This window comes from Acinetobacter sp. 16 (assembly GCF_033439925.1).
GTDB lineage: Bacteria > Pseudomonadota > Gammaproteobacteria > Pseudomonadales > Moraxellaceae > Acinetobacter > Acinetobacter junii.
This window is the reverse complement of sequence record NZ_CP137746.1, coordinates 1017300-1036502: the sequence shown is the minus strand read 5'-3', so window position 1 is coordinate 1036502 and position 19203 is coordinate 1017300. Positions and strand designations below refer to the sequence as shown.

The following is a 19203-nucleotide window of genomic DNA, read 5'->3' as shown; positions in this document are numbered from 1 at the left end:
GGATTTGCCATGAAAATTTTATCCATTCGACTAAAAAATCTGGCATCTCTTGCAGGTGAGCATTTTATTGATTTTGAAAGTGAACCTTTAGCACATGCTGGATTGATTGCGATTATAGGAAAAACAGGTGCAGGTAAATCCACGATTTTAGATGCGATGTGTCTTGCTCTGTTTAATAAAATTCCAAGACTCAAAGACAGTGATGGCAAATTGTTAGATGTAGATGGTTCAGAACTGTTAACCAACTCTCCTCTCACTGTATTACGTCGTGGTACTGGACACGGTTTTGCCGAGCTGTGTTTTGTCGCACAGGATCAAAAACATTATTTAGCGCGTTGGGAAATTAAACGTGCTCGTGAAAATGCCAGTGGCAAACTGCAAAGTGTACAACGCTCATTGAAATGCCTCACCGATGGCGTGGTTGTCGCAGATAAAACCAAAGCCGTCGAAACGCATATTCAACAAATTACACAGCTCAGTTTTGAACAATTCACTCGTGCGGTGCTTTTGGCACAATCCGAAGTCACCGCTTTTTTAAAAGCACGGGATAATGAACGTGGTGAATTATTGGAATATCTGACCAACTCCAGTATTTTTGCCAAGATTGGACAGTTGGCATTTGAAAAAACCAAAGAAGTTCGCTTACAACGAGAAAAATTAGAAAGTGTTTTAGGACACATTGAAATTCGTTCTGATGAAGAAATCGCTGAGTTACAACAGCGATTCAAACAGCTACAGCAACACGTGCAACAACTTGAAAATGAAAAAAATCAATTCAGACAACAACAACAGTGGTTTGAACAACGCGATAAAATCAATAAAGACATAGCGTTAAAAAAACAAGACTATGATCTGCAACTTAAAACCCAAGAAAAAATCGCCAAAGATCGGTACTTACTGAGTCAATTAGAGACATTCGCTGAGATACGCCCAATCGTATTTCAACAACAACAATTGCAAAAAACATTGCAACAACTCGCGCCACAAATTCACCAAAAGCACAATGAATTTAGCACTTTAACCACTCAATTCGAGCAGCAAAAAACGCTTTATGCACAAGCAGAAACAACACTCAATCAATTTCAAGATTTCGAGCGAAAGCATCAAACTGAACTGACACAAGTACGCAAGTTTGTGCAAGAACGTGATTATATTGCTGAAGAATATAAGAAAACCAAAATTCGACTGACTCAATTGGAAAGTCAACAGCAACCACTCATCGAGCAACAACAACAGCTAGAACAAAGCATTCAAAACTTGAGTGCACAACATACGGCTTGCTTAGAACAGTTAAAACACAGTGCTCAATATGTTCCTTTGGATAACGGCTTAAATGCTCATATTCAACAACTCAAGCAATTTATTCAGCAATATCAAAAAGTAGAAAACACGTTAGGTTCTATTCAACTAGCACAGACCCAACTTAAGCAAGATCAAAACACATTCAATAGTTTAATCACGCAATTTGGCACGACCCAACAAATTGAACAGCGTATTGAGCAACAATCGAAACTAAAAGAAACCCAACAAATTCGCCTCAATCAATTGGATGCAATTCAACAAAAACTTCAGCATTATTTTGAATTAAAAAATGAAGTCCTTACGCAGCAAAACAAATTTGAAACAGTACAAAAGCAAGCTCAACAGCTAGAACAACGCAGCAGAGAAACTGAGAAAGATTATCAGGCTGCCAAAACTGAACGTGAGAAACTACAACAGGTTTTGCAACAACAACGTCTGTTGCATGCTGAAAATATTGAACATCTAAGAGCTGAACTCAAGCACGGTGAAGCCTGTCTAGTCTGTGGCAGTACCGAGCATCCTTATCGTGATGACGAGAGCCAAATCTCTAAAGCTCTATATGCCTTGCAACAACAACAAGAATTACAAGCGATTCAACAGGAACAACAGCTTTTCCAACTTTGGCAAAAAGCTCAACAACAATTCACTCAAAGCCATATCGAACAAAATCAATTGCAACAGCAATTGCAGCAATTGAATGAAAAAGTAAAAGCACATGATCAGGTGTTACAACAGCAGGTATCACAGACGAATATTCAACTTGATTTCAGTCTCACTGAGCATGACATCACGACTAAGATGCAATCATTGGTTTTAGAAACGTCACAAACTCAACAGCAGCTTGAAAAGGAATTATTACAACTTAATCAAGCCAATAAAGATCAGCATGTGCTCAATCAAAACATTCAGAATATTCTTCATCAGCTTCAGACCATAGAGCACTTACAACAACAGATTCAACATATCGTGGATTGCCTCAATGCTGACGATAAAATGGCTTGGTCTAAACATGACGTGTCAATCTCACAACATATATTGCAAGCATTGCAACAACGTAGCCAACAACTAGAGCATGCTGAATCGCTCATCAAACAGAAAGAACAAATTAATCAGCAGTTGAATGTTTTAAAGACCAATTTGACGGGACTCACTACGCAACAAACAGAATGTGCGCAACAATTAAAAGACATCGAAATTAAAGGTAAACAGAATACGGATGCTGCTAATCAACTGATTATCACCATGACAGGTTCAGCTGAAATCAAAGCCAATGAATGGTTACAACAACATGATCAACAACGTCAGCAATTACAGAACCAGTATCAGCAAGTGAAGCAAAGTTTTGAACAAGCTCGTCAACATTTTGAGCAGCAGAAAAATGTGCTTGAACAACTCCAATCACAACAGCAACAAAATCATGATGCTCTTGAACTATGTAAAACTGAAATCACTAATTGGTTAGCTCAGCATCAAAATTTTGCAGAAGATCAACTCAGCGAATTACATGCGTTTTCATCAACTCAAGAACAGCAGATTCGAAATGCAATACAACAAGCGGACCGTGCTTTGAGTGAAGCAAATTCTGCATTGAAAACTATGCAAGAACAGTTGAATGTACATCTTCAATCTGAACCCAACATTCAGGTTGAACAACTGACTGAATTGATAAATGCCAATCAAGAAATTTTGCAACAGACAACAGATCAACGAGATCAACTTAAACTGCAATTGGAAGTTCATCAGCAAAATTTAGCCAAACAAAAGAAATTTGCTGATCAGATTCAACAGATCCAGCAACAAGAGCACCGCTGGAATAAGATTTCTAGTTTAATTGGTGATTCAAAAGGTAAAGAATTCCGTGATTTAGCCCAACAGTACAATCTCGATATTTTACTTGAATATGCCAATCAACAATTGGCGATGCTGTCTCAGCGCTATACCCTAAAACGTTTGGATAATTCACTCAGTCTTGCGATTATTGATCATGATATGGATGGCGAAACCCGTTCGGTTGCTTCACTGTCTGGTGGGGAATCATTCCTCACTGCCCTTGCCATTTCATTGGCGATTGCCAATATGGCATCAGGTTCGATGAAAATCGAATCGCTGTTTATTGATGAGGGCTTTGGCACCTTGGATGCATCTTCTCTGCATATGGTGATGAATGCGCTGGATCAGTTACAGAGCCAAGGGCGTAAAGTCATTTTAATTTCACACATTCAGGAAATGCATGAACGCATTCCTGTTCAGATTCAGGTACAACCGATGGGATCAGGTTCGAGTCGAATTGAAGTAGTGGGTTAAAGTGAATAATCCCTTGCCCCAAACAATGCAGTCCCAACTCTAACCATGGTTGAACCCGCAGCAATTGCTGCATCTAAATCAGCAGACATACCCATACTCAAAGTATCCCAATCTTGAGGCTGTGCATGTAATGATTTCACTTGATCAAATAAATTTTTAGCATCAGCAAACGCAGCAACATTATTAGGCGCTGGAATCACCATCAAACCACGTAAACGTAAATTAGGTAGTCGGCTGATTTGCTCTACTAATTCTGCGACCTCATTAGGTTCACAACCATCTTTAGAGTCTTGTCCGTCAATATTGACTTGTAAACATATATTTAATAGCTTTTGAGTTTCTAAACGTTGGCTAGATAGGCGCTCTGCGATAATTAAGCGATCAACACCATGTACCCAATCAAACTTTTCAGCTAAATGTTTGGTTTTATTACGTTGCACATGACCAATAAAATGCCATTCAATTTCTAAATCTTGTAACTCTTCAATTTTTGCCAACGCTTCTTGTAAATAGTTTTCACCAAAACTCCGTTGACCAACCGCATACATTTCGCGCAAGCTTAAACTAGGATGTGTCTTCGATACAGCCAACAATTGCACAGTATTAGGATCGCGTTGTACACGCAGACACGCCTGCTCAATTTGACTTAATACTTGTATACGTGATTGTTCTGATTGATTCATTGACACAGTTCTCATTTACGAAATGTTTTTTTGCTTTCACATTCTATAATGTGTTGGTAACACAGAGTGAAAGCCGTATATTATTCTACAAAATAATGAGACATTTTTTGATTGTTTCGGGGAAATTATGGATATTACAGAATTACTCGCGTTTTCAGTAAAAAACGGTGCTTCGGACTTACACCTTTCAGCGGGTATGCCACCAATGATTCGCGTGGATGGTGAAGTTCGCCGTATCAATTTACCAGCATTAGAACATAAAGATGTACACCGTTTAGTGTACGACATTATGAATGACAAACAACGTCGAGATTACGAAGAAGATCTAGAAACGGACTTTTCATTTGAAGTACCAAATATTGCTCGTTTCCGTGTAAACGCATTTAACCAAAACCGTGGTGCGGGTGCTGTATTCCGTACCATTCCATCTAAAGTCTTAACCATGGAAGACTTGGGTTTAGGAACAATTTTCAAAGATATTTGTGACTACCCGCGTGGTATTGTTCTGGTCACTGGTCCAACGGGTTCAGGTAAATCAACGACATTGGCTGCAATGATTGATTACATTAATGAACATCGCTATGACCATATTTTAACGGTTGAAGACCCAATCGAATTTGTACATCAATCAAAGAAATGTTTGATTAACCAGCGTGAAGTGCATCGTGATACACATGGCTTTAACGAAGCACTTCGTTCAGCCCTTCGTGAAGACCCTGATATTATCCTAGTCGGTGAGATGCGTGACCTAGAGACAATTCGTCTTGCTCTAACCGCAGCAGAAACAGGTCACTTAGTATTTGGTACTCTGCATACCACATCAGCAGCAAAAACCATTGACCGTGTAATCGACGTATTCCCTGCCGAAGAAAAAGATATGGTTCGTGCGATGTTGTCCGAATCATTACAAGCAGTAATTTCACAAACATTGTTGAAAAAGAATGGCGGTGGTCGTGTTGCAGCGCATGAGATCATGATCGGTATTCCTGCGATTCGTAACCTTGTTCGTGAAAACAAAGTTGCACAGATGTACTCTGCGATTCAGACAGGAGCTAACTACGGCATGACCACACTCGATCAAAGTCTTAAAAACTTAGTTTCGAGAGGCATCATTAGCCCTCAAACAGCTCGTACTGTCGCTAAACAACCTGAATCATTCCTATAAAAACTAAAATTAATGGGGAAAGCATATGGATTTTAATGATTTACTCAATCTAATGATTGAACAAAGTGCTTCGGATTTATTTGTTACCGCTGATGTTGAACCTTCAATGAAAATCAACGGTCAGATTGTTCCTGTGGCTAAAGCAAAACTTTCAGGCGAGATTGTAGGTCAGTTATTACACTCAATCATGAGTGATAAACAACGTAAAGAATTCGAAGATACTCGCGAGTGTAACTTCGCAATTATGAACCGTGAGAAAACAGCGCGTTTTCGTGTGAGCGCGTTCCAACAACGTGATATGCCAGGTATGGTATTACGTCGTATCGAAACGGTTATTCCAACGATGGATGAACTAAAACTACCTGCAATCCTCAAAGATTTAGCGATGACCAAACGTGGCATCATTATCTTTGTTGGTGCAACAGGTACAGGTAAATCAACCTCGCTCGCGTCAATGATCGGATATCGTAATCAAAACTCTAAAGGTCATATCATCACCATTGAAGACCCGATCGAGTTTGTACATCAACATGCGGGATGTATTGTGACTCAACGCGAAGTCGGTATTGATACAGACTCTTTTGAAGTAGCTTTGAAAAATACACTTCGTCAAGCACCCGATGTGATTTTGATTGGTGAGATTCGTTCTCGTGAAACAATGGACTATGCGATTGCTTTCGCAGAAACAGGTCACTTAGTACTTGCCACACTTCACGCGAATAACGCTAACCAAGCATTAGACCGTATTATTCACTTCTTTGAAGCTGACCGTCATGCTCAGCTGCATATGGATTTATCGCTCAATCTAAGAGCAATGGTCGCTCAACAGTTAATTCCAACGCCTGATGGAAATTCACGCCGAGCAGCTATCGAAATTCTAATTAATACACCGTTACTATCAGATTATATCCGTAAAGGTGAAATTCATGAGATTAAAGACCTCATGAAACGCTCGCGCGAATTAGGCATGCAAACATTTGACCAAGCGCTTTATGATTTATATAAAGCTGGTGAAATCACGTATAAAGATGCGCTTAAACATGCAGACTCACCAAACGATTTACGTCTCACCATTAAACTTTCTGAAGAAGGTGCAGATCAATTGTTAAGTGCAAGTCGCAACATTACATTTGACGGTCAATAAGCTTTCTTAAATCATTAAAAAAAGGAAGGTTTTTGTAACCTTCCTTTTTTTATTTGTTTTATTTCAGTGAAAATTTCTATCTTTACTAAAATGACACTTATTTCTTACGATAGGCATCCTTGCATTCTTGATTACTACAGTACCCATATAAATTTAATGAGTGTCCTGTCAAAGTAAAACCATGCTGATCAGCTACAGAATGTTGTTCTTTTTCAATAACATCATTAGTAAATTCAATAACTTTGTTACAGTTTAAACATACTAAGTGATCATGGTGATCTTCTTGCATGATTTCAAAAACTGAATGATTATTTTCAAAATGATGACGTTGAATAATTCCTGCAGCTTCAAATTGTGTTAATACACGGTAAACTGTCGCTAAACCAACATCTTCACCTTGTTCAAGCAAAGTTTTATAAATATCTTCTGCACTTAAATGATGTTGTTTCGAATTTTCTAATAATTCCAAAATCTTAATACGAGGAAGGGTAACTTTAAGTCCAGCTTTGCGTAAGTCTTGGTTGGAAATAGGCATGAAAAAAGGTCTCTTAACAAATCTTAAGTTGGAATAGGCAATAGAGTTTAGATGCAGTATGATCTATCCTTGAATCAAATGCATCATCATTTATCAGGATAGTGTAGCAAAATGCAAAAAATCATGCTGGCGTTATTCGTCACTTCAGTACTTAGCGGTTGTTCAGTCTTTGGTGTTTATAAAGTTGATATTCCACAAGGAACACCGTTAACCAAAGCACAAGCATCTCAAGTACAAGTAGGCATGAGCTTTCAGCAAGTTCGCTTCTTGTTGGGTAGTCCAACGGTTACTGATCCACTGAATCCATTACGTTGGGACTATATTTACAACTATATCCCTGGTACATATGCCAAAAAGGCAAAAATACCTGCAGCACATGGACAACATTTAAAAATTTACTTTGATGCAAATGGTAATGTTGAACGCATTGAAGGTTTAGATACAATTCCAGAGTCACAACCTGGTTTACCAGCATCTAAAGAAGCGATCTTAACAGCGCCGCCACTATAACGGCTTTAGGTTATAAAAATAAACCCCTCATGGATTGATCCTTGAGGGGTTTTATTTATGAACTTGATGGTCTAAATCGATTACCTTTGGCAAAACGCCCAACTGGATTCTTTGCAGCGCGTTTGCGACGAATGTCTTTAGGATTAATTGTTAAAGAACGATAGATTTCAACCCGATCTCCGATCTGGAGCTGACTGTCTGGCTGTATTTTGATACCAAACACGCCCAAATGAAGTTTCTCAGGTAAAGTCACCTGCTCGGCTAATCCGCTAGCAATAATCGCTTGTTCAGCCGTCATTCCTTCTAGGAAATCAACCTCTAAATGAAATTGTTGCTCAGGTGTCGCATAAGCGACCCATACACATGCAGTAGATTTCATTAGATCCATTGTCCAATTACAGCAACAATAGCAATTACAATCGACAGTGGTAGAACTAAACGAACAGCGATACGCCAAAAGTTATAGAATAGCTCATTACTGAAACCCATAGATTTACGCAAATGGCTAATTTTCATAATCCAACCTGCAAAAATTGCATAAATCAAACAAACAATTAATCCCCAAACAATCAATAGAAGATTGAAAATCGAACTTAGCTGAGGTGCAGCCCAAACTGCAATTGCAGCAACGATGATCACCCATTGAATTGCTGGAGCCAGTTGACGTTGAGCCAGTTGTTCTTTTGCAAGTTGAATTAATAAAGCAGCAGATACCAATGCAGCAAATAACCATGCAAAAGCGGGGATTTCAACTTGAAGAGAAAAGAATCCAAACGCTACAACTGCAAGTAATTGAGCTAACCAGATCGGTAATACAACTGAAGTCGCGGCTTCTTGTTGACGAACTGTGGCAAGGCTGTTTTGCCAATACAATCCTAACCCTAATCCACTCGCCACAAGCGCAAGAACAGTTGCATTTCCCCACTCTTTAAATTCAATACCAGTCCAATGCCACGCTTGTAATTGAGTTCCAAATACATTTGCCAACACTAGAGATGCAATTACACCCAAAGTCGTTAAAGCAATTAGGAATTGACGTGGAATAAAAGATAATCCGAGTGCAATCACGGCAAGCCCAGCGAAAATGATTTGATTCGATACGCCAAATTGTTGTTGAACTAAAATATCATATGCCGAAAATAAAATACTACCAGCAAAAAAAGGCACTAATACTACAGCCAACCAACCAACTACACGCCATTTTGGAGATGCATCAGCCTCACGTGTTAGATTTGATAAAGCCTGCAAAGCAGTAACTTTAGAACGTTTTGCTAAAGCAATTTCAAGATAACCAATCGGTAGTGCCAATAAAATCATCGTTCCCAACCAAAGCAACCAAAAATCAAATTGGCGCTCAATTTGAATACCTAGAGTTGGTGCTAGTGTTGTGATCATGACAAAAGATAAGCAAAACGCCATCACTGGTGCAAACCAGCGTGACAGAGTTGTGTCCTGCATAATGCATTCCTTGAAAAATCTTTGAACTCATTGCGTTTTATGGAGTTTGCAATGAAATATTCAATCTATTTTGCCTTTCTCCTGTCTGAAAATCAAAACAAAAGATGTCGAAATAAAAAGGCAAATCACCATCTCAGATGATTTGCCGCGCACGAGTTGTTATTGTTTTTATAAGACTCTCTATTTTCACTCATATTTGCCTTATTGTTTTTATCATCTAGAGAGTCGTTTTTTATTATTATGAGAAAAATCTAGAAAACCAGTTTTTCCCCTTTTTCTTTTCATTTTCCTTAATAATTCCCATCATATTTTCTTTGACAGCACCCACATAATCTGCATCATCATGACGAATATGATTAATTAACCATTTTGACAAAGCCTCATGTAATTCTTTATCAATTTCATGCCCCAATTCAAAACGTTCACGATAAGTTTCTATTTTTTTGATAAATAAATCATGAACTCGTTTATGCGGTACACGATATTTGTAGTTTGCTTCTTCTTGTAAACTTTCTTCAAAAGTAAAATGAGATTGCGTATAGTCAATAATATTGTCCAATACTTCTTTCATTTTCACTCGATCATGAGAGTGTTTTAAATCAGCTATTTCATTAATATAATCTAGAATACGGCGATGCTGATCATCAATAACATCTATTCCTGTATTATATTCGACAGACCATTTCAAACCCATATCGAACCCCAAACTCAAACATATTTATTGAATAAGGACATAATATCGGTAAAAAAATTAAATAAAAACACAGCATTTTTGTCAGATTTTGTTTTTTTTCATACAAATAATTTAACTTATTGTTTTACATTTAATTTAATATTTTCACCTATTAAAACACTCAAGTATTTTTTAACCAAAGTATATAAATTAGCTAAAAACCTGATTAAAATTATCGACTTTAAAACCCTTAAATATTATATAAATAAATTAAATATTACTATTTATTATAAGCATATTATTCTAATATTGATCTGCCTTGGTTATTCTTTTTAAGCTCGGATCATTCGCTTCACGGATTAGACGATCTACGCGAGTCAAAGCATGTTTAATTGGCTTACCTTCTTTAAATAAAACCATTTCACCTGCTTGATACGCCGTCCATGTTTCATTATGTGTTAATGGTTCAGTAGTAATTACCGCAACACGATCTTCTGGTGTAGTGACTTGACTAAAATCAACTTCTACATCCAAATCAATCAGATGAGCATGTTGGAAAGGATATTCTCGAACTAACCAATGTAACTTTGTCGTAGCATAAGTATATAACGCCTGTCCATTAGACAAACAAAAGTTAAATGTACCGTGTTCAGCGATCTGAGGAGATAAGCGTTCTAATAATGCAAACAAATCATCAAGTGAAGGTTCAACATATCCAAATGTCTCTACCATTTGATCGAGCAAATAACAAAAAGCTCTTTCACTATCCGTATTTCCAACAGGTTCAAAGCGTCCACTTAATCTAGGGGAAAAATCATGCAAATCACCATTGTGGGCAAAAATCCAATGTCTGCCCCACAGCTCTCTTAAAAAAGGATGAGAGTTCTCTAACGTAATTTTACCTTGGGTGGCTTTGCGAATGTGCGCAATCACATTTCGAGATTTGATTGGATAATTACGAACAAGATCTGCGATAGGTGACTCAACTGCCGACTGATTATCGACGAATAAACGACAAGCTTTATCTTCAAAAAAAGCAATACCAAAACCATCACAATGGTCTGATGTCACACCTGCTCGTTGGGAAAAACCACGAAAAGAGAAAGTGATATCAGTGGGTCTAGCGCAATTCATTCCTAATAGCTGGCACATATCTTTGAACTATTTAACATCTATGCCTATTGTGCATGAGGTACGGATGTATTGTAAATCTCAATATGTGCTCACTATTCGAAGATGAATGCTAAATCTAGTTAGCGCTGAACCATTTTATTCATGACAAATGAGGTTGCGGTCTTATTTACTTCAAGAAAAACAAAGTAATCTAAGCACTTAAATTCCTCATCAAAAAATGCTTCTTTTGACAACTTTGATTGCATCCCTAAATAAGTCTGAAATAATTTCGGCATGCGTTCATCTTGCGGAAAACTATAATCAGGACGCTCAGGTTCAAACGCTCGCTTTGAGCGAATGTCGATAGTTTGATGATCCGCAAGCTGTTGAATCTGACGGTGCGTGTAATAAGTACGGGCCAAGTTATCTTCGAGATGAATACTTACGCAACCCATCAAATATTTTGCACGCATCGACCAAAGAATTTTGGGTGCCATATTTAACCAAAGCATCGACAGAGCTTTACCAGAGCGGAATTGTGGATGCACGCAAGTACGTCCGATTTCAACAATACTCGGTAAGTGTGATAAATGAGGAACGATCTTGAACTCTTGAGCACTATAACTCTGTCCAATCTCATGTCCTTGAAATAATTTAAGTCGTGTATAGGCAACAATTTCACCCGACCATTTATCTTTCAATACTGCATGTTCGCAACCAAAATCATAAAGATCCTGATCAAGATCATCTTCAAAAGTTAAGCCAAATTGATGTGAAAATTGTTTTGCTCTGAAACGTTGTACATCTTGTAATTCTTTTAAAGTGTCAACCCATTCAAAGCGATACTGATTTTGTGATTGTTTTTGACGTAAAGGTGACGTTAATGTCTGACGATAATGATTTAATTTTTCTAGCATAATGAAAGCTCCTTATGACTAGAATCACCTTAAATCCTATTAATGACATTTTAGTGAATGAAAAATGAAGAGATGATGACGGTCATTTACGCTGACCTTTTTAAAAGAGTCTTTGAGATGCAGTACAAAATTTGAATTGAAGAACTATAAATAAAATCCTCCCTTCTATACGAATAAAAGGGAGGATAAGAAAGATTTAAAGCTTAATGCTTCGCACGATTGGTAATTAATGTACCTACACCATGATCAGTAAAAATTTCTAACAAAGTTGCATGCGGTACACGACCATCAACAATATGCGCACTAACCACACCACCTTTTACTGCATCTAGTGCACAACCTACTTTCGGAATCATACCGCCATAGATCACACCTGTTTCAATGAGACGATCAACTTCTTGAGTGGTCAAACCTGTCAATAAGTTTTTATTTTCGTCTAAAACACCAGTGATGTTTGTTAATAAAATTAGCTTCTCCGCACCCAAAGCTTCAGCGACCTTACCAGCAACCAAATCGGCATTAATGTTATAAGTATTACCTTCTTCATCGACACCTAATGGTGCAATCACAGGAATAAAATCACCTTGTGTAAACATCTCTAGAACGTCTGTTTTAACGCCAGTGACTTCACCCACCATACCTAAATCAATTTGTGAAACCGAACCATCAGCTTCTTGTTTTTCCATGAGCAGTTTACGCGCACGAAGTAAATTACCATCTTTACCGGTTAAACCAATTGCACGTCCGCCATGTTGATTGATCAAATTCACGATTGATTTGTTTACACTACCGCCTAAAACCATTTCAACAACTTCCATCGTTGCTTGGTCAGTTACACGCATGCCATCAATACGATCAGATTCTTGCCCAAGACGTTTAAGCAAAGAGTCAACTTGTGGACCACCTCCATGTACAACAATTGGATTAAGTCCGACTGTTTTTAATAACACGATGTCACGAGCAAATGAGCTTTCCAACTCAGGATCTGTCATTGCATTGCCACCATATTTAACAACCAACGTTTTACCTGCAAAACGTTGGATATACGGCAAAGCTTCAATTAAAATTTTAGCTTTATCAATGCCGATATGCTCATGTGGCATATGCCTCTCCTTTTAAGCCTGTGCTAGTTCTTGTGCAATTTGTGGATATCGAGTTTGCAACATAGAAACAAATTTATCGCGAATTTCAACTAACCGATCTGGATGATCTGCATCAAAACGGACAGTAAAATACTCGCCTGTATTGGATGCTCGAATAATGCCAAAACCATCATTAAAATCAAGTCTTACACCATCAATTTTACTTAACTGTGCGCCTAAATCCTGACTTAAAGTTTCAATTTCATTTAAAACACTTAATGGATTAATATCATGGGTACTAATATAAGTATCTTCGGTACAACAACGCTCAGGATATGGTTTTAGCAATGCAGATAAATTTGCTGAACTTGAATGGGTGAGATATTCCATAACACGTAGTGCGGCATATAGACCATCATCATAACCAAAACCACGGCCATCATTGAAAACATAATGCCCAGCATATTCACCACCAAATACAGCAGCACCATTTGATTGCGTTAAATAAGTTCGTAAAAAACTACTTCCCGTGCGAATCATTTTGGCTTGCCCACCTAATTGTTGCACTGTATTGGCAACCATTTGTGAGCATTTGACATCAAATACAATTTCTTTTTGGGGATGATTTTCTAAACACATTTGTGCGAATAAAGAAAGCAAACGATCGGGACTAATAATCGTGGCATTTTCATCTAGCAAAACGACTCGATCACCATCACCGTCTAACGCAATTCCAATATCTGCTTGATGTTCAATAATCAATTGTTGTAGACGTCTCAAGTGTTCAGCATGCGATGGGTCAGGTGCATGATCAGGAAAATGACCATTTGCATCACAACGTAATGCAATCACGTCACAACCAAGCTTTTCTAGTACAACTTTAGCACAACGCCCAGCAGAGCCATGTAAGCCATCCAAAACAACCTTCAATGGTCTGGCGAGTTGAATATCGTCGAGCAAAGATTGTTGATATTGTAAACAATAATCAGGAATTACTTGATGAGTAATTGTCTCATCTCGAATTTGATAATCTACTTTAATAGGAATATTTTGAGCAAACAGCCCAACTTCTTGAATCACTTCTGGACTTGGTGGCTCACCTTTTAAAATCCATTTAATTCCATTATCAGACTTCGGATTGTGACTTGCCGTCACCATAATACCGTTACCACCAAAATCACGAGCAATGTAATACATCATTGGTGATGAGCAGCACCCGATATTAATAACTTCAAAACCTTGTTTTTCCAATATATGCTGTAGAATATCAGCATACGTTGGACTAGTTAATCTTGCATCATATCCAATAACAATTTGATGTTGACCATATTTTTTATATTGAAATGCTAATGCATGCGCAATTGAACGAATTATCGTGGGCGTTAGATTAGAAAGCTTTCCACGGATGTCATAGGCGCGAAAAATATTCAGAGGAAACATATGTTTTATATTCACAGCAAGCCCCTATTCTTATAATCATTCGATTATTAAAAAAAACTTAAACTATTAAGAAATTAATTAACCCTTGTTCAGAAAAATTAAAATAATTAATCAGCTGCTTTTTAATATAAATTCAAATAACAATCAATATGAAAAATGCAATGTTTTTCAGTTAAACATTGCATTTAAAATAATAAGGCTTGGGAATTACTGTTGACCAGTATGTCCAAAACCACCTGCTCCGCGCTCTGTAGCAACAAATTCATTCACTTGTTCAAACTCTGCTTGAACGACAGGAACGAGTACATATTGCGCCAAACGCTCGCCTGGCTCTAGGCGGAATGTATTTTTTCCACGGTTCCAAACAGAAACCATCAGTTCGCCTTGGTAGTCTGAATCAATCAAACCGACTAAATTACCCAATACAATACCATGTTTATGCCCAAGACCCGAACGCGGTAAAATTAATCCCGCAAAGTTTGAGTCTTCGATGTAAATTGCCAAGCCTGTTTTGACTAAAACAGTTTCACCCGCAGCAATTTCAATTGCTTCATCTAAACAAGCACGCAAATCCAAGCCAGCTGAACCTGTTGTTGCGTACGATGGTAATGCCCATTCTTGACCTAAACGTGCATCTAATACTTTAACTTGAACTTTCATTACAACTTCCTACACATAATCTTTAACGTTTCAATAATGCTTTTAAATTGGCAAGATACTGTTGAGCCTGTTCTTTAGGGTCAACATTTGGTGCTAGTTTCTTTTTACGACCGTGCCACTCTAAATCATCTTGTGGTAATTCATCTAAAAAACGACTCGGAGTCATTTGTCGCATTTGACCGCCATTCTTACGTTGCTCTGCAAGCGTTAATGTTAGACCTTGACGCGCACGGGTAATCCCTACGTACATCAAACGGCGTTCTTCTTCAATGGTTTCAGACGCAATCGAGTTCTTATGTGGCAATAACTCTTCTTCTAAACCAATCATGTAGACGTATGGAAATTCCAAACCTTTCGCAGCATGCAATGTCAACAAATTGACTTTATCTGTATCTTCTTCTTCCTGTTGCTGCTCCAACATGTCTAGAAGAACCAATTTACGAATGACACTTTCAATATTTTTTTCATCGACATCGTCTGTACGATTAATTAAGTTTTGGATACTTGTGTACAGACTTTCAATATTATCGATCTTCGTTTTTTCTTGAGCTGGCGTTGCAGCTTGCTCACGAACATAATCAATGTAGCCTGCTTCGTTGATCATTTGACGTACTTTGGGTACTGGTTCGTCATCATCTAACAGTTCACGTGTAAAAGTCGCAATAAAGTCTGCAAACTCATGTAATTGAGTCGCCGCTTTTTTTGGTAAAACCATTGCAAGACGTTGATCAGAAGAAGCCGTCAATAAAGATAGGGTATTTTCTTGAGCAAATAGACCTAACTTTTCTAAAGTGACAGGACCAATTGCACGTTTCGGCGTATTGATAATACGTAAAAAAGCACTGTCATCTTCGGGATTGATAATGAGACGTAAGTAACTCATTACGTCTTTAATCTCAGCGCGGGCGAAGAATGATTGACCACCTGACAATTTATATGGAATTTGCATCTGACGCAGTTGTGTTTCAAGAACACGTGCTTGGAAATTACCACGATACAGAATCGCGTAATCTTTCCAATTTTTTCCATTCATCAATTTATGCGTGATTAAATCTTTAACTACGCGTTCAGCTTCATCATCATCATTTAAACACGTGATTACACGGATGGTTTCACCGTGCCCTTTATCACTCCATAACTTTTTATCAAAGATATGAGGGTTATTTTCAATAACAGCATTCGCCGCTTTTAAAATTCGACTGGTAGAACGATAGTTTTGCTCAAGCTTAATTACTTTAAGATTATGGAAATCATCTTTTAATAAAGCCATATTTTCAGGCTTTGCACCACGCCAAGCGTAAATCGACTGATCATCGTCACCTACCGCAGTAAACTGTCCCATCACCCCAACGAGCAACTTTACTAAGGTATATTGTGCTGTATTGGTATCTTGATATTCATCGACCAGTAAGTAACGAACACGATTTTGCCATTTATCACGAACCTCAGCATTTTCCTGAAGCAATCGTGTCGGCATTACGATCAAGTCATCAAAATCTACAGCGTTATAAGCTCTCAAATTACGTTCGTAAAGTTGATACAAATGAGCAAGCTGAACGTCTTCAGGGGTTTCACATGTTGAATGAGCTTGCTCAGGTATGACCAGATCATTTTTCCAATCCGAAATTTTCTTCATGGCTTTCGCGATCAATTCTTTACTTTCAGCTCCAGACAAGTTGTCACGTTGCATTAGATCCATCAGAATTCTTTTGCAATCATCTGCATCCAAAATCGAAAAATTCGCTTTTAAAGGTAAATGTTTTAACTCTATTCGAAGCAAATTCAAACCAAATGTGTGGAATGTAGAGACTGAAAGCCCTTTGGCTTCTTCACGTGAAAGCAACTTACCGACACGCTCTTTCATTTCACGTGCAGCTTTATTGGTAAAAGTCATTGCAGTAATACGATGCGCAGGAATACCACATTGTTGAACCAGAAAAGCGATCTTTCGAGTGATTACAGAAGTCTTACCCGAGCCTGCACCTGCAAGCACCAACAATGGCCCCTGAACATATTTCATGGCTTCAAGTTGCTTGTCATTGAGTTGACTGGCAGATGACATCGTTGTAATACCTCTCGCGTTTTCGAGCATGATTATAGACATCTATTTTTTAGAATCCCAATAATAAATCTGAGGATATGTATAAATTATGATGTCTTACTCCAAGATAGCGTCACGATTTGTCGTACTAAAAACTTGGCAATAAAAAACCACCCGAAGGTGGTCTTTTTACAGCAGTGTTAATTACTGTTTAGCATAAATGCTGATTTCAACACGGCGGTTTTGTTCTTTACCTGCCGCAGTTGCGTTTGAAGCGATAGGATTAGAAGAACCTAAACCTTGTGCATCAATACGGCTGCTTGAAACACCTTGGCTTGCTAAATAGTTTTTAACTGATTGAGCACGTGCTTGAGACAATGGGATATTGATTGAATCATTACCAGTATTGTCTGTGTAGCCAGTAACTAAGATTGCGCTCTTATTATCTTCAGCTAAAGTTTGCGCCACTTTGTTTAAAGTGCCGTAGAAGTTTGGTTTGATGTTTGATTTATTTGTATCAAACGTGATGCTACCAGGCATGATCAACTGGACAGAACCATCTGGGTTACGGCCAACTTCTACACCAGTACCTGCCATTTGAGCACGTAATTTTTTCTCTTTATTATCGAGATATAAACCACTCGCACCACCAAGGATTGCACCAATCGCAGCTGCGCGGTTGTTTTGTGAAGAAGAGTTAGCATTACCTTTTGAGATACCATAACCTGCAGCTGCACCAATTAATGTACCTAAAGCAGCTTTGTCGTATGAAACACCGCCGATATCATTACCTTGTCCGCTCATTGTTTGGCAACCAGAAAGTACCAATCCAGCCCCTACGAGTGTTGAAATAACTAATGCACGCATCGCGTAGCTCCTGTCTATGTATTTTGTTGTCTGAACAGATAATGAATGAGAAAATTCAGCTAGACCATTGATATTTTGTTAATAATAAACAGTTTATTTGTATTTTTGTAATATTTTGATGCACTTTACATTTCCACTTAATCATAGTTTCTTCATGTTTATCCAATTGTGAAGAAATCAAGGAAATTTATAAGTTAGAATAAGCTTCGCAAACAAACTAAAATTTGTACATATGCGACAGATTCACGTTTTCTGCACAGAAAAATTAATTCAAATGGTTTAAATATATAAAAAAATGTGAATATCAATAAATATACAGTTGTATTTAAACCACTGTTGTTTATAGTTAATCCATCTTTTCAAAACATCTGCCTCAAGGTTCGATTTATGTCTACCGCGAATAAGAAAACATCATTATTGCGAAAGGTCAGTAAAGGTCTTACTGTTAGTTCTGTGATCACAGGAAGTACATTTCTACATGGACCTCCTGTTCTGGCTTTAGGTCTCACTAAATTATTCAAAAAATCTGCCAAAGTAGACGAAACCAATATTCAACTAGCCAATAGCTGGATTGGGGTAAACAACCAACTGATTGAGAAAGTTTTACCAAATCTAAAATGGGACATCACCATTGATGAAAAATTAGATCTCAATCTACAAGGTCGCTATATGATGATTTGTAATCATCAAAGCTGGGTGGATACTACGGTAAATCAATATTTTGGTCTGAATAGAATGCCTCTTACTCGCTTTTTTACGAAGTGGGAGCTGATCTTTATTCCTTTTGTAGGTCAGGCTTTTAAAATCTTGGGTTTCCCAATGATGAAACGCCATACCAAAGAACAAATCGCTAAAAATCCTGAACTCAAACATCGCGATTTGCTAGAAGCACGTAAGGCATGTGAACAACTTTTAAGTCAGCCATTCACCCTTCTCAATTATTTAGAAGGTACTCGATTTACGCCTGAAAAACATGCACAACAACAATCACCTTATAAGAATCTACTTAAACCCAAAGCGGGTGGCTTAGCCCTAGCATTAAACATACTTGGTGACAAGATTGATGCATTAGTGGATATGACGATTGTCTATCCTGAAGGTGCACCGGGTTATGGGGACTTTTGGTTAGGTGACGTTTCAAGCATTGCTGTTGATTTACGCAAAATTGAAATTCCTGATTGGGTTTTGGGTGGAAATTACGAAGATGATGCAGTTTATCGTGAACGCTTTCAGAAATGGGTAGATCAAATCTGGACTGAAAAAGATCAACTTATTAGTCAACTCAAATCGAGATATAATTCATAATCTC

The 19203-nt window shown here is 37.9% G+C and carries 17 protein-coding genes; 5 read left to right on the top strand and 12 right to left on the bottom strand.

Annotated features, from left to right (window positions below):
- Nucleotides 1–9: 9 nt before the first annotated feature.
- Entirely contained in the window at nucleotides 10–3606 is a 3597-nt protein-coding gene (locus R2H34_RS05095; RefSeq protein WP_087539996.1) for an AAA family ATPase, read from the top strand.
- Here the strand turns inward: R2H34_RS05095 and R2H34_RS05090 are convergent.
- On the bottom strand, nucleotides 3603–4289 hold the full coding sequence (locus R2H34_RS05090) for a YggS family pyridoxal phosphate-dependent enzyme (RefSeq protein ID WP_087539998.1): 687 nt from the start codon (nucleotides 4287–4289) through the stop codon (nucleotides 3603–3605). The genes R2H34_RS05095 and R2H34_RS05090 overlap by 4 nt on opposite strands.
- A 127-nt stretch (nucleotides 4290–4416) precedes the next feature.
- On the opposite strand from R2H34_RS05090, the gene R2H34_RS05085 reads away from it, so the two are divergent.
- Complete coding sequence (locus tag R2H34_RS05085; protein ID WP_004960020.1) at nucleotides 4417–5454, top strand: type IV pilus twitching motility protein PilT; 1038 nt, start codon at nucleotides 4417–4419, stop codon at nucleotides 5452–5454.
- Nucleotides 5455–5479: 25 nt separating this feature from the next.
- Nucleotides 5480–6598: a PilT/PilU family type 4a pilus ATPase gene (locus R2H34_RS05080; protein ID WP_004913902.1), complete on the top strand. Its 1119-nt coding sequence runs from the start codon at nucleotides 5480–5482 to the stop codon at nucleotides 6596–6598.
- A gap of 97 nt (nucleotides 6599–6695) precedes the next feature.
- Here R2H34_RS05080 and fur read toward each other — a convergent pair whose 3' ends face one another.
- A complete protein-coding gene (gene fur / locus R2H34_RS05075) occupies nucleotides 6696–7133 on the bottom strand; it encodes a ferric iron uptake transcriptional regulator (protein ID WP_004952725.1) in 438 nt (145 codons plus the stop codon).
- A gap of 111 nt (nucleotides 7134–7244) precedes the next feature.
- Between fur and R2H34_RS05070 the strand changes: the two genes are divergently transcribed.
- Nucleotides 7245–7643, top strand: coding sequence for an outer membrane protein assembly factor BamE (locus tag R2H34_RS05070; RefSeq protein WP_004913908.1), 399 nt, complete (start codon nucleotides 7245–7247; stop codon nucleotides 7641–7643).
- A gap of 55 nt (nucleotides 7644–7698) precedes the next feature.
- On the opposite strand, the gene R2H34_RS05065 is transcribed toward R2H34_RS05070, so the two are convergent.
- From R2H34_RS05065 to R2H34_RS05020, 10 genes are all read right to left on the bottom strand, one after another.
- Complete coding sequence (locus R2H34_RS05065; RefSeq protein WP_004960024.1) at nucleotides 7699–8022, bottom strand: RnfH family protein; 324 nt, start codon at nucleotides 8020–8022, stop codon at nucleotides 7699–7701.
- Nucleotides 8022–9101 (bottom strand): hypothetical protein, encoded by a 1080-nt coding sequence (locus tag R2H34_RS05060; RefSeq protein ID WP_087540000.1) that lies wholly within the window; start codon nucleotides 9099–9101, stop codon nucleotides 8022–8024. The genes R2H34_RS05065 and R2H34_RS05060 overlap by 1 nt, the downstream gene beginning before the upstream one ends.
- A gap of 238 nt (nucleotides 9102–9339) precedes the next feature.
- Nucleotides 9340–9795, bottom strand: a complete 456-nt coding sequence (locus tag R2H34_RS05055; protein WP_004913914.1) for a bacteriohemerythrin — start codon at nucleotides 9793–9795, stop codon at nucleotides 9340–9342.
- 282 nt (nucleotides 9796–10077) lie between these two features.
- Nucleotides 10078–10926 (bottom strand): class II glutamine amidotransferase, encoded by an 849-nt coding sequence (locus R2H34_RS05050; protein ID WP_035335959.1) that lies wholly within the window; start codon nucleotides 10924–10926, stop codon nucleotides 10078–10080.
- Between the two features lie 101 nt (nucleotides 10927–11027).
- Nucleotides 11028–11804: a GNAT family N-acetyltransferase gene (locus R2H34_RS05045; protein ID WP_004913918.1), complete on the bottom strand. Its 777-nt coding sequence runs from the start codon at nucleotides 11802–11804 to the stop codon at nucleotides 11028–11030.
- Between the two features lie 203 nt (nucleotides 11805–12007).
- Nucleotides 12008–12907 (bottom strand): acetylglutamate kinase, encoded by a 900-nt coding sequence (gene argB, locus R2H34_RS05040; protein WP_004913920.1) that lies wholly within the window; start codon nucleotides 12905–12907, stop codon nucleotides 12008–12010.
- Nucleotides 12908–12919: 12 nt separating this feature from the next.
- Nucleotides 12920–14341 carry a phosphomannomutase/phosphoglucomutase gene (locus R2H34_RS05035; protein ID WP_042891290.1) on the bottom strand — a complete coding sequence of 474 codons (1422 nt, stop codon included), beginning with the start codon at nucleotides 14339–14341 and terminating at the stop codon, nucleotides 12920–12922.
- Between the two features lie 192 nt (nucleotides 14342–14533).
- Nucleotides 14534–14986, bottom strand: coding sequence for a dUTP diphosphatase (gene dut, locus R2H34_RS05030; protein WP_042891289.1), 453 nt, complete (start codon nucleotides 14984–14986; stop codon nucleotides 14534–14536).
- A gap of 22 nt (nucleotides 14987–15008) precedes the next feature.
- The gene (rep, locus tag R2H34_RS05025) at nucleotides 15009–17048 is read right to left on the bottom strand and encodes a DNA helicase Rep (RefSeq protein WP_004960037.1); all 2040 of its coding nucleotides are present in this window, start codon (nucleotides 17046–17048) and stop codon (nucleotides 15009–15011) included.
- Nucleotides 17049–17231: 183 nt separating this feature from the next.
- Entirely contained in the window at nucleotides 17232–17894 is a 663-nt protein-coding gene (locus R2H34_RS05020) for an OmpA family protein (RefSeq protein ID WP_004952706.1), read from the bottom strand.
- A gap of 387 nt (nucleotides 17895–18281) precedes the next feature.
- Between R2H34_RS05020 and R2H34_RS05015 the strand changes: the two genes are divergently transcribed.
- Nucleotides 18282–19199: an acyltransferase gene (locus R2H34_RS05015; protein WP_004913929.1), complete on the top strand. Its 918-nt coding sequence runs from the start codon at nucleotides 18282–18284 to the stop codon at nucleotides 19197–19199.
- Nucleotides 19200–19203 lie beyond the last annotated feature (4 nt).

Bases quoted from the DNA above. Each gene is read 5' to 3' on its own strand.
- R2H34_RS05095 (WP_087539996.1), top strand. From the start codon at position 10: ATGAAAATTTTATCCATTCGACTAAAAAATCTGGCATCTCTTGCAGGT.
- R2H34_RS05090 (WP_087539998.1), bottom strand. From the start codon at position 4,289: ATGAATCAATCAGAACAATCACGTATACAAGTATTAAGTCAAATTGAG.
- R2H34_RS05085 (WP_004960020.1), top strand. From the start codon at position 4,417: ATGGATATTACAGAATTACTCGCGTTTTCAGTAAAAAACGGTGCTTCG.
- R2H34_RS05080 (WP_004913902.1), top strand. From the start codon at position 5,480: ATGGATTTTAATGATTTACTCAATCTAATGATTGAACAAAGTGCTTCG.
- fur (WP_004952725.1), bottom strand. From the start codon at position 7,133: ATGCCTATTTCCAACCAAGACTTACGCAAAGCTGGACTTAAAGTTACC.
- R2H34_RS05070 (WP_004913908.1), top strand. From the start codon at position 7,245: ATGCAAAAAATCATGCTGGCGTTATTCGTCACTTCAGTACTTAGCGGT.
- R2H34_RS05065 (WP_004960024.1), bottom strand. From the start codon at position 8,022: ATGAAATCTACTGCATGTGTATGGGTCGCTTATGCGACACCTGAGCAA.
- R2H34_RS05060 (WP_087540000.1), bottom strand. From the start codon at position 9,101: ATGCAGGACACAACTCTGTCACGCTGGTTTGCACCAGTGATGGCGTTT.
- R2H34_RS05055 (WP_004913914.1), bottom strand. From the start codon at position 9,795: ATGGGTTTGAAATGGTCTGTCGAATATAATACAGGAATAGATGTTATT.
- R2H34_RS05050 (WP_035335959.1), bottom strand. From the start codon at position 10,926: ATGTGCCAGCTATTAGGAATGAATTGCGCTAGACCCACTGATATCACT.
- R2H34_RS05045 (WP_004913918.1), bottom strand. From the start codon at position 11,804: ATGCTAGAAAAATTAAATCATTATCGTCAGACATTAACGTCACCTTTA.
- argB (WP_004913920.1), bottom strand. From the start codon at position 12,907: ATGCCACATGAGCATATCGGCATTGATAAAGCTAAAATTTTAATTGAA.
- dut (WP_042891289.1), bottom strand. From the start codon at position 14,986: ATGAAAGTTCAAGTTAAAGTATTAGATGCACGTTTAGGTCAAGAATGG.
- rep (WP_004960037.1), bottom strand. From the start codon at position 17,048: ATGTCATCTGCCAGTCAACTCAATGACAAGCAACTTGAAGCCATGAAA.
- R2H34_RS05020 (WP_004952706.1), bottom strand. From the start codon at position 17,894: ATGCGTGCATTAGTTATTTCAACACTCGTAGGGGCTGGATTGGTACTT.
- R2H34_RS05015 (WP_004913929.1), top strand. From the start codon at position 18,282: ATGTCTACCGCGAATAAGAAAACATCATTATTGCGAAAGGTCAGTAAA.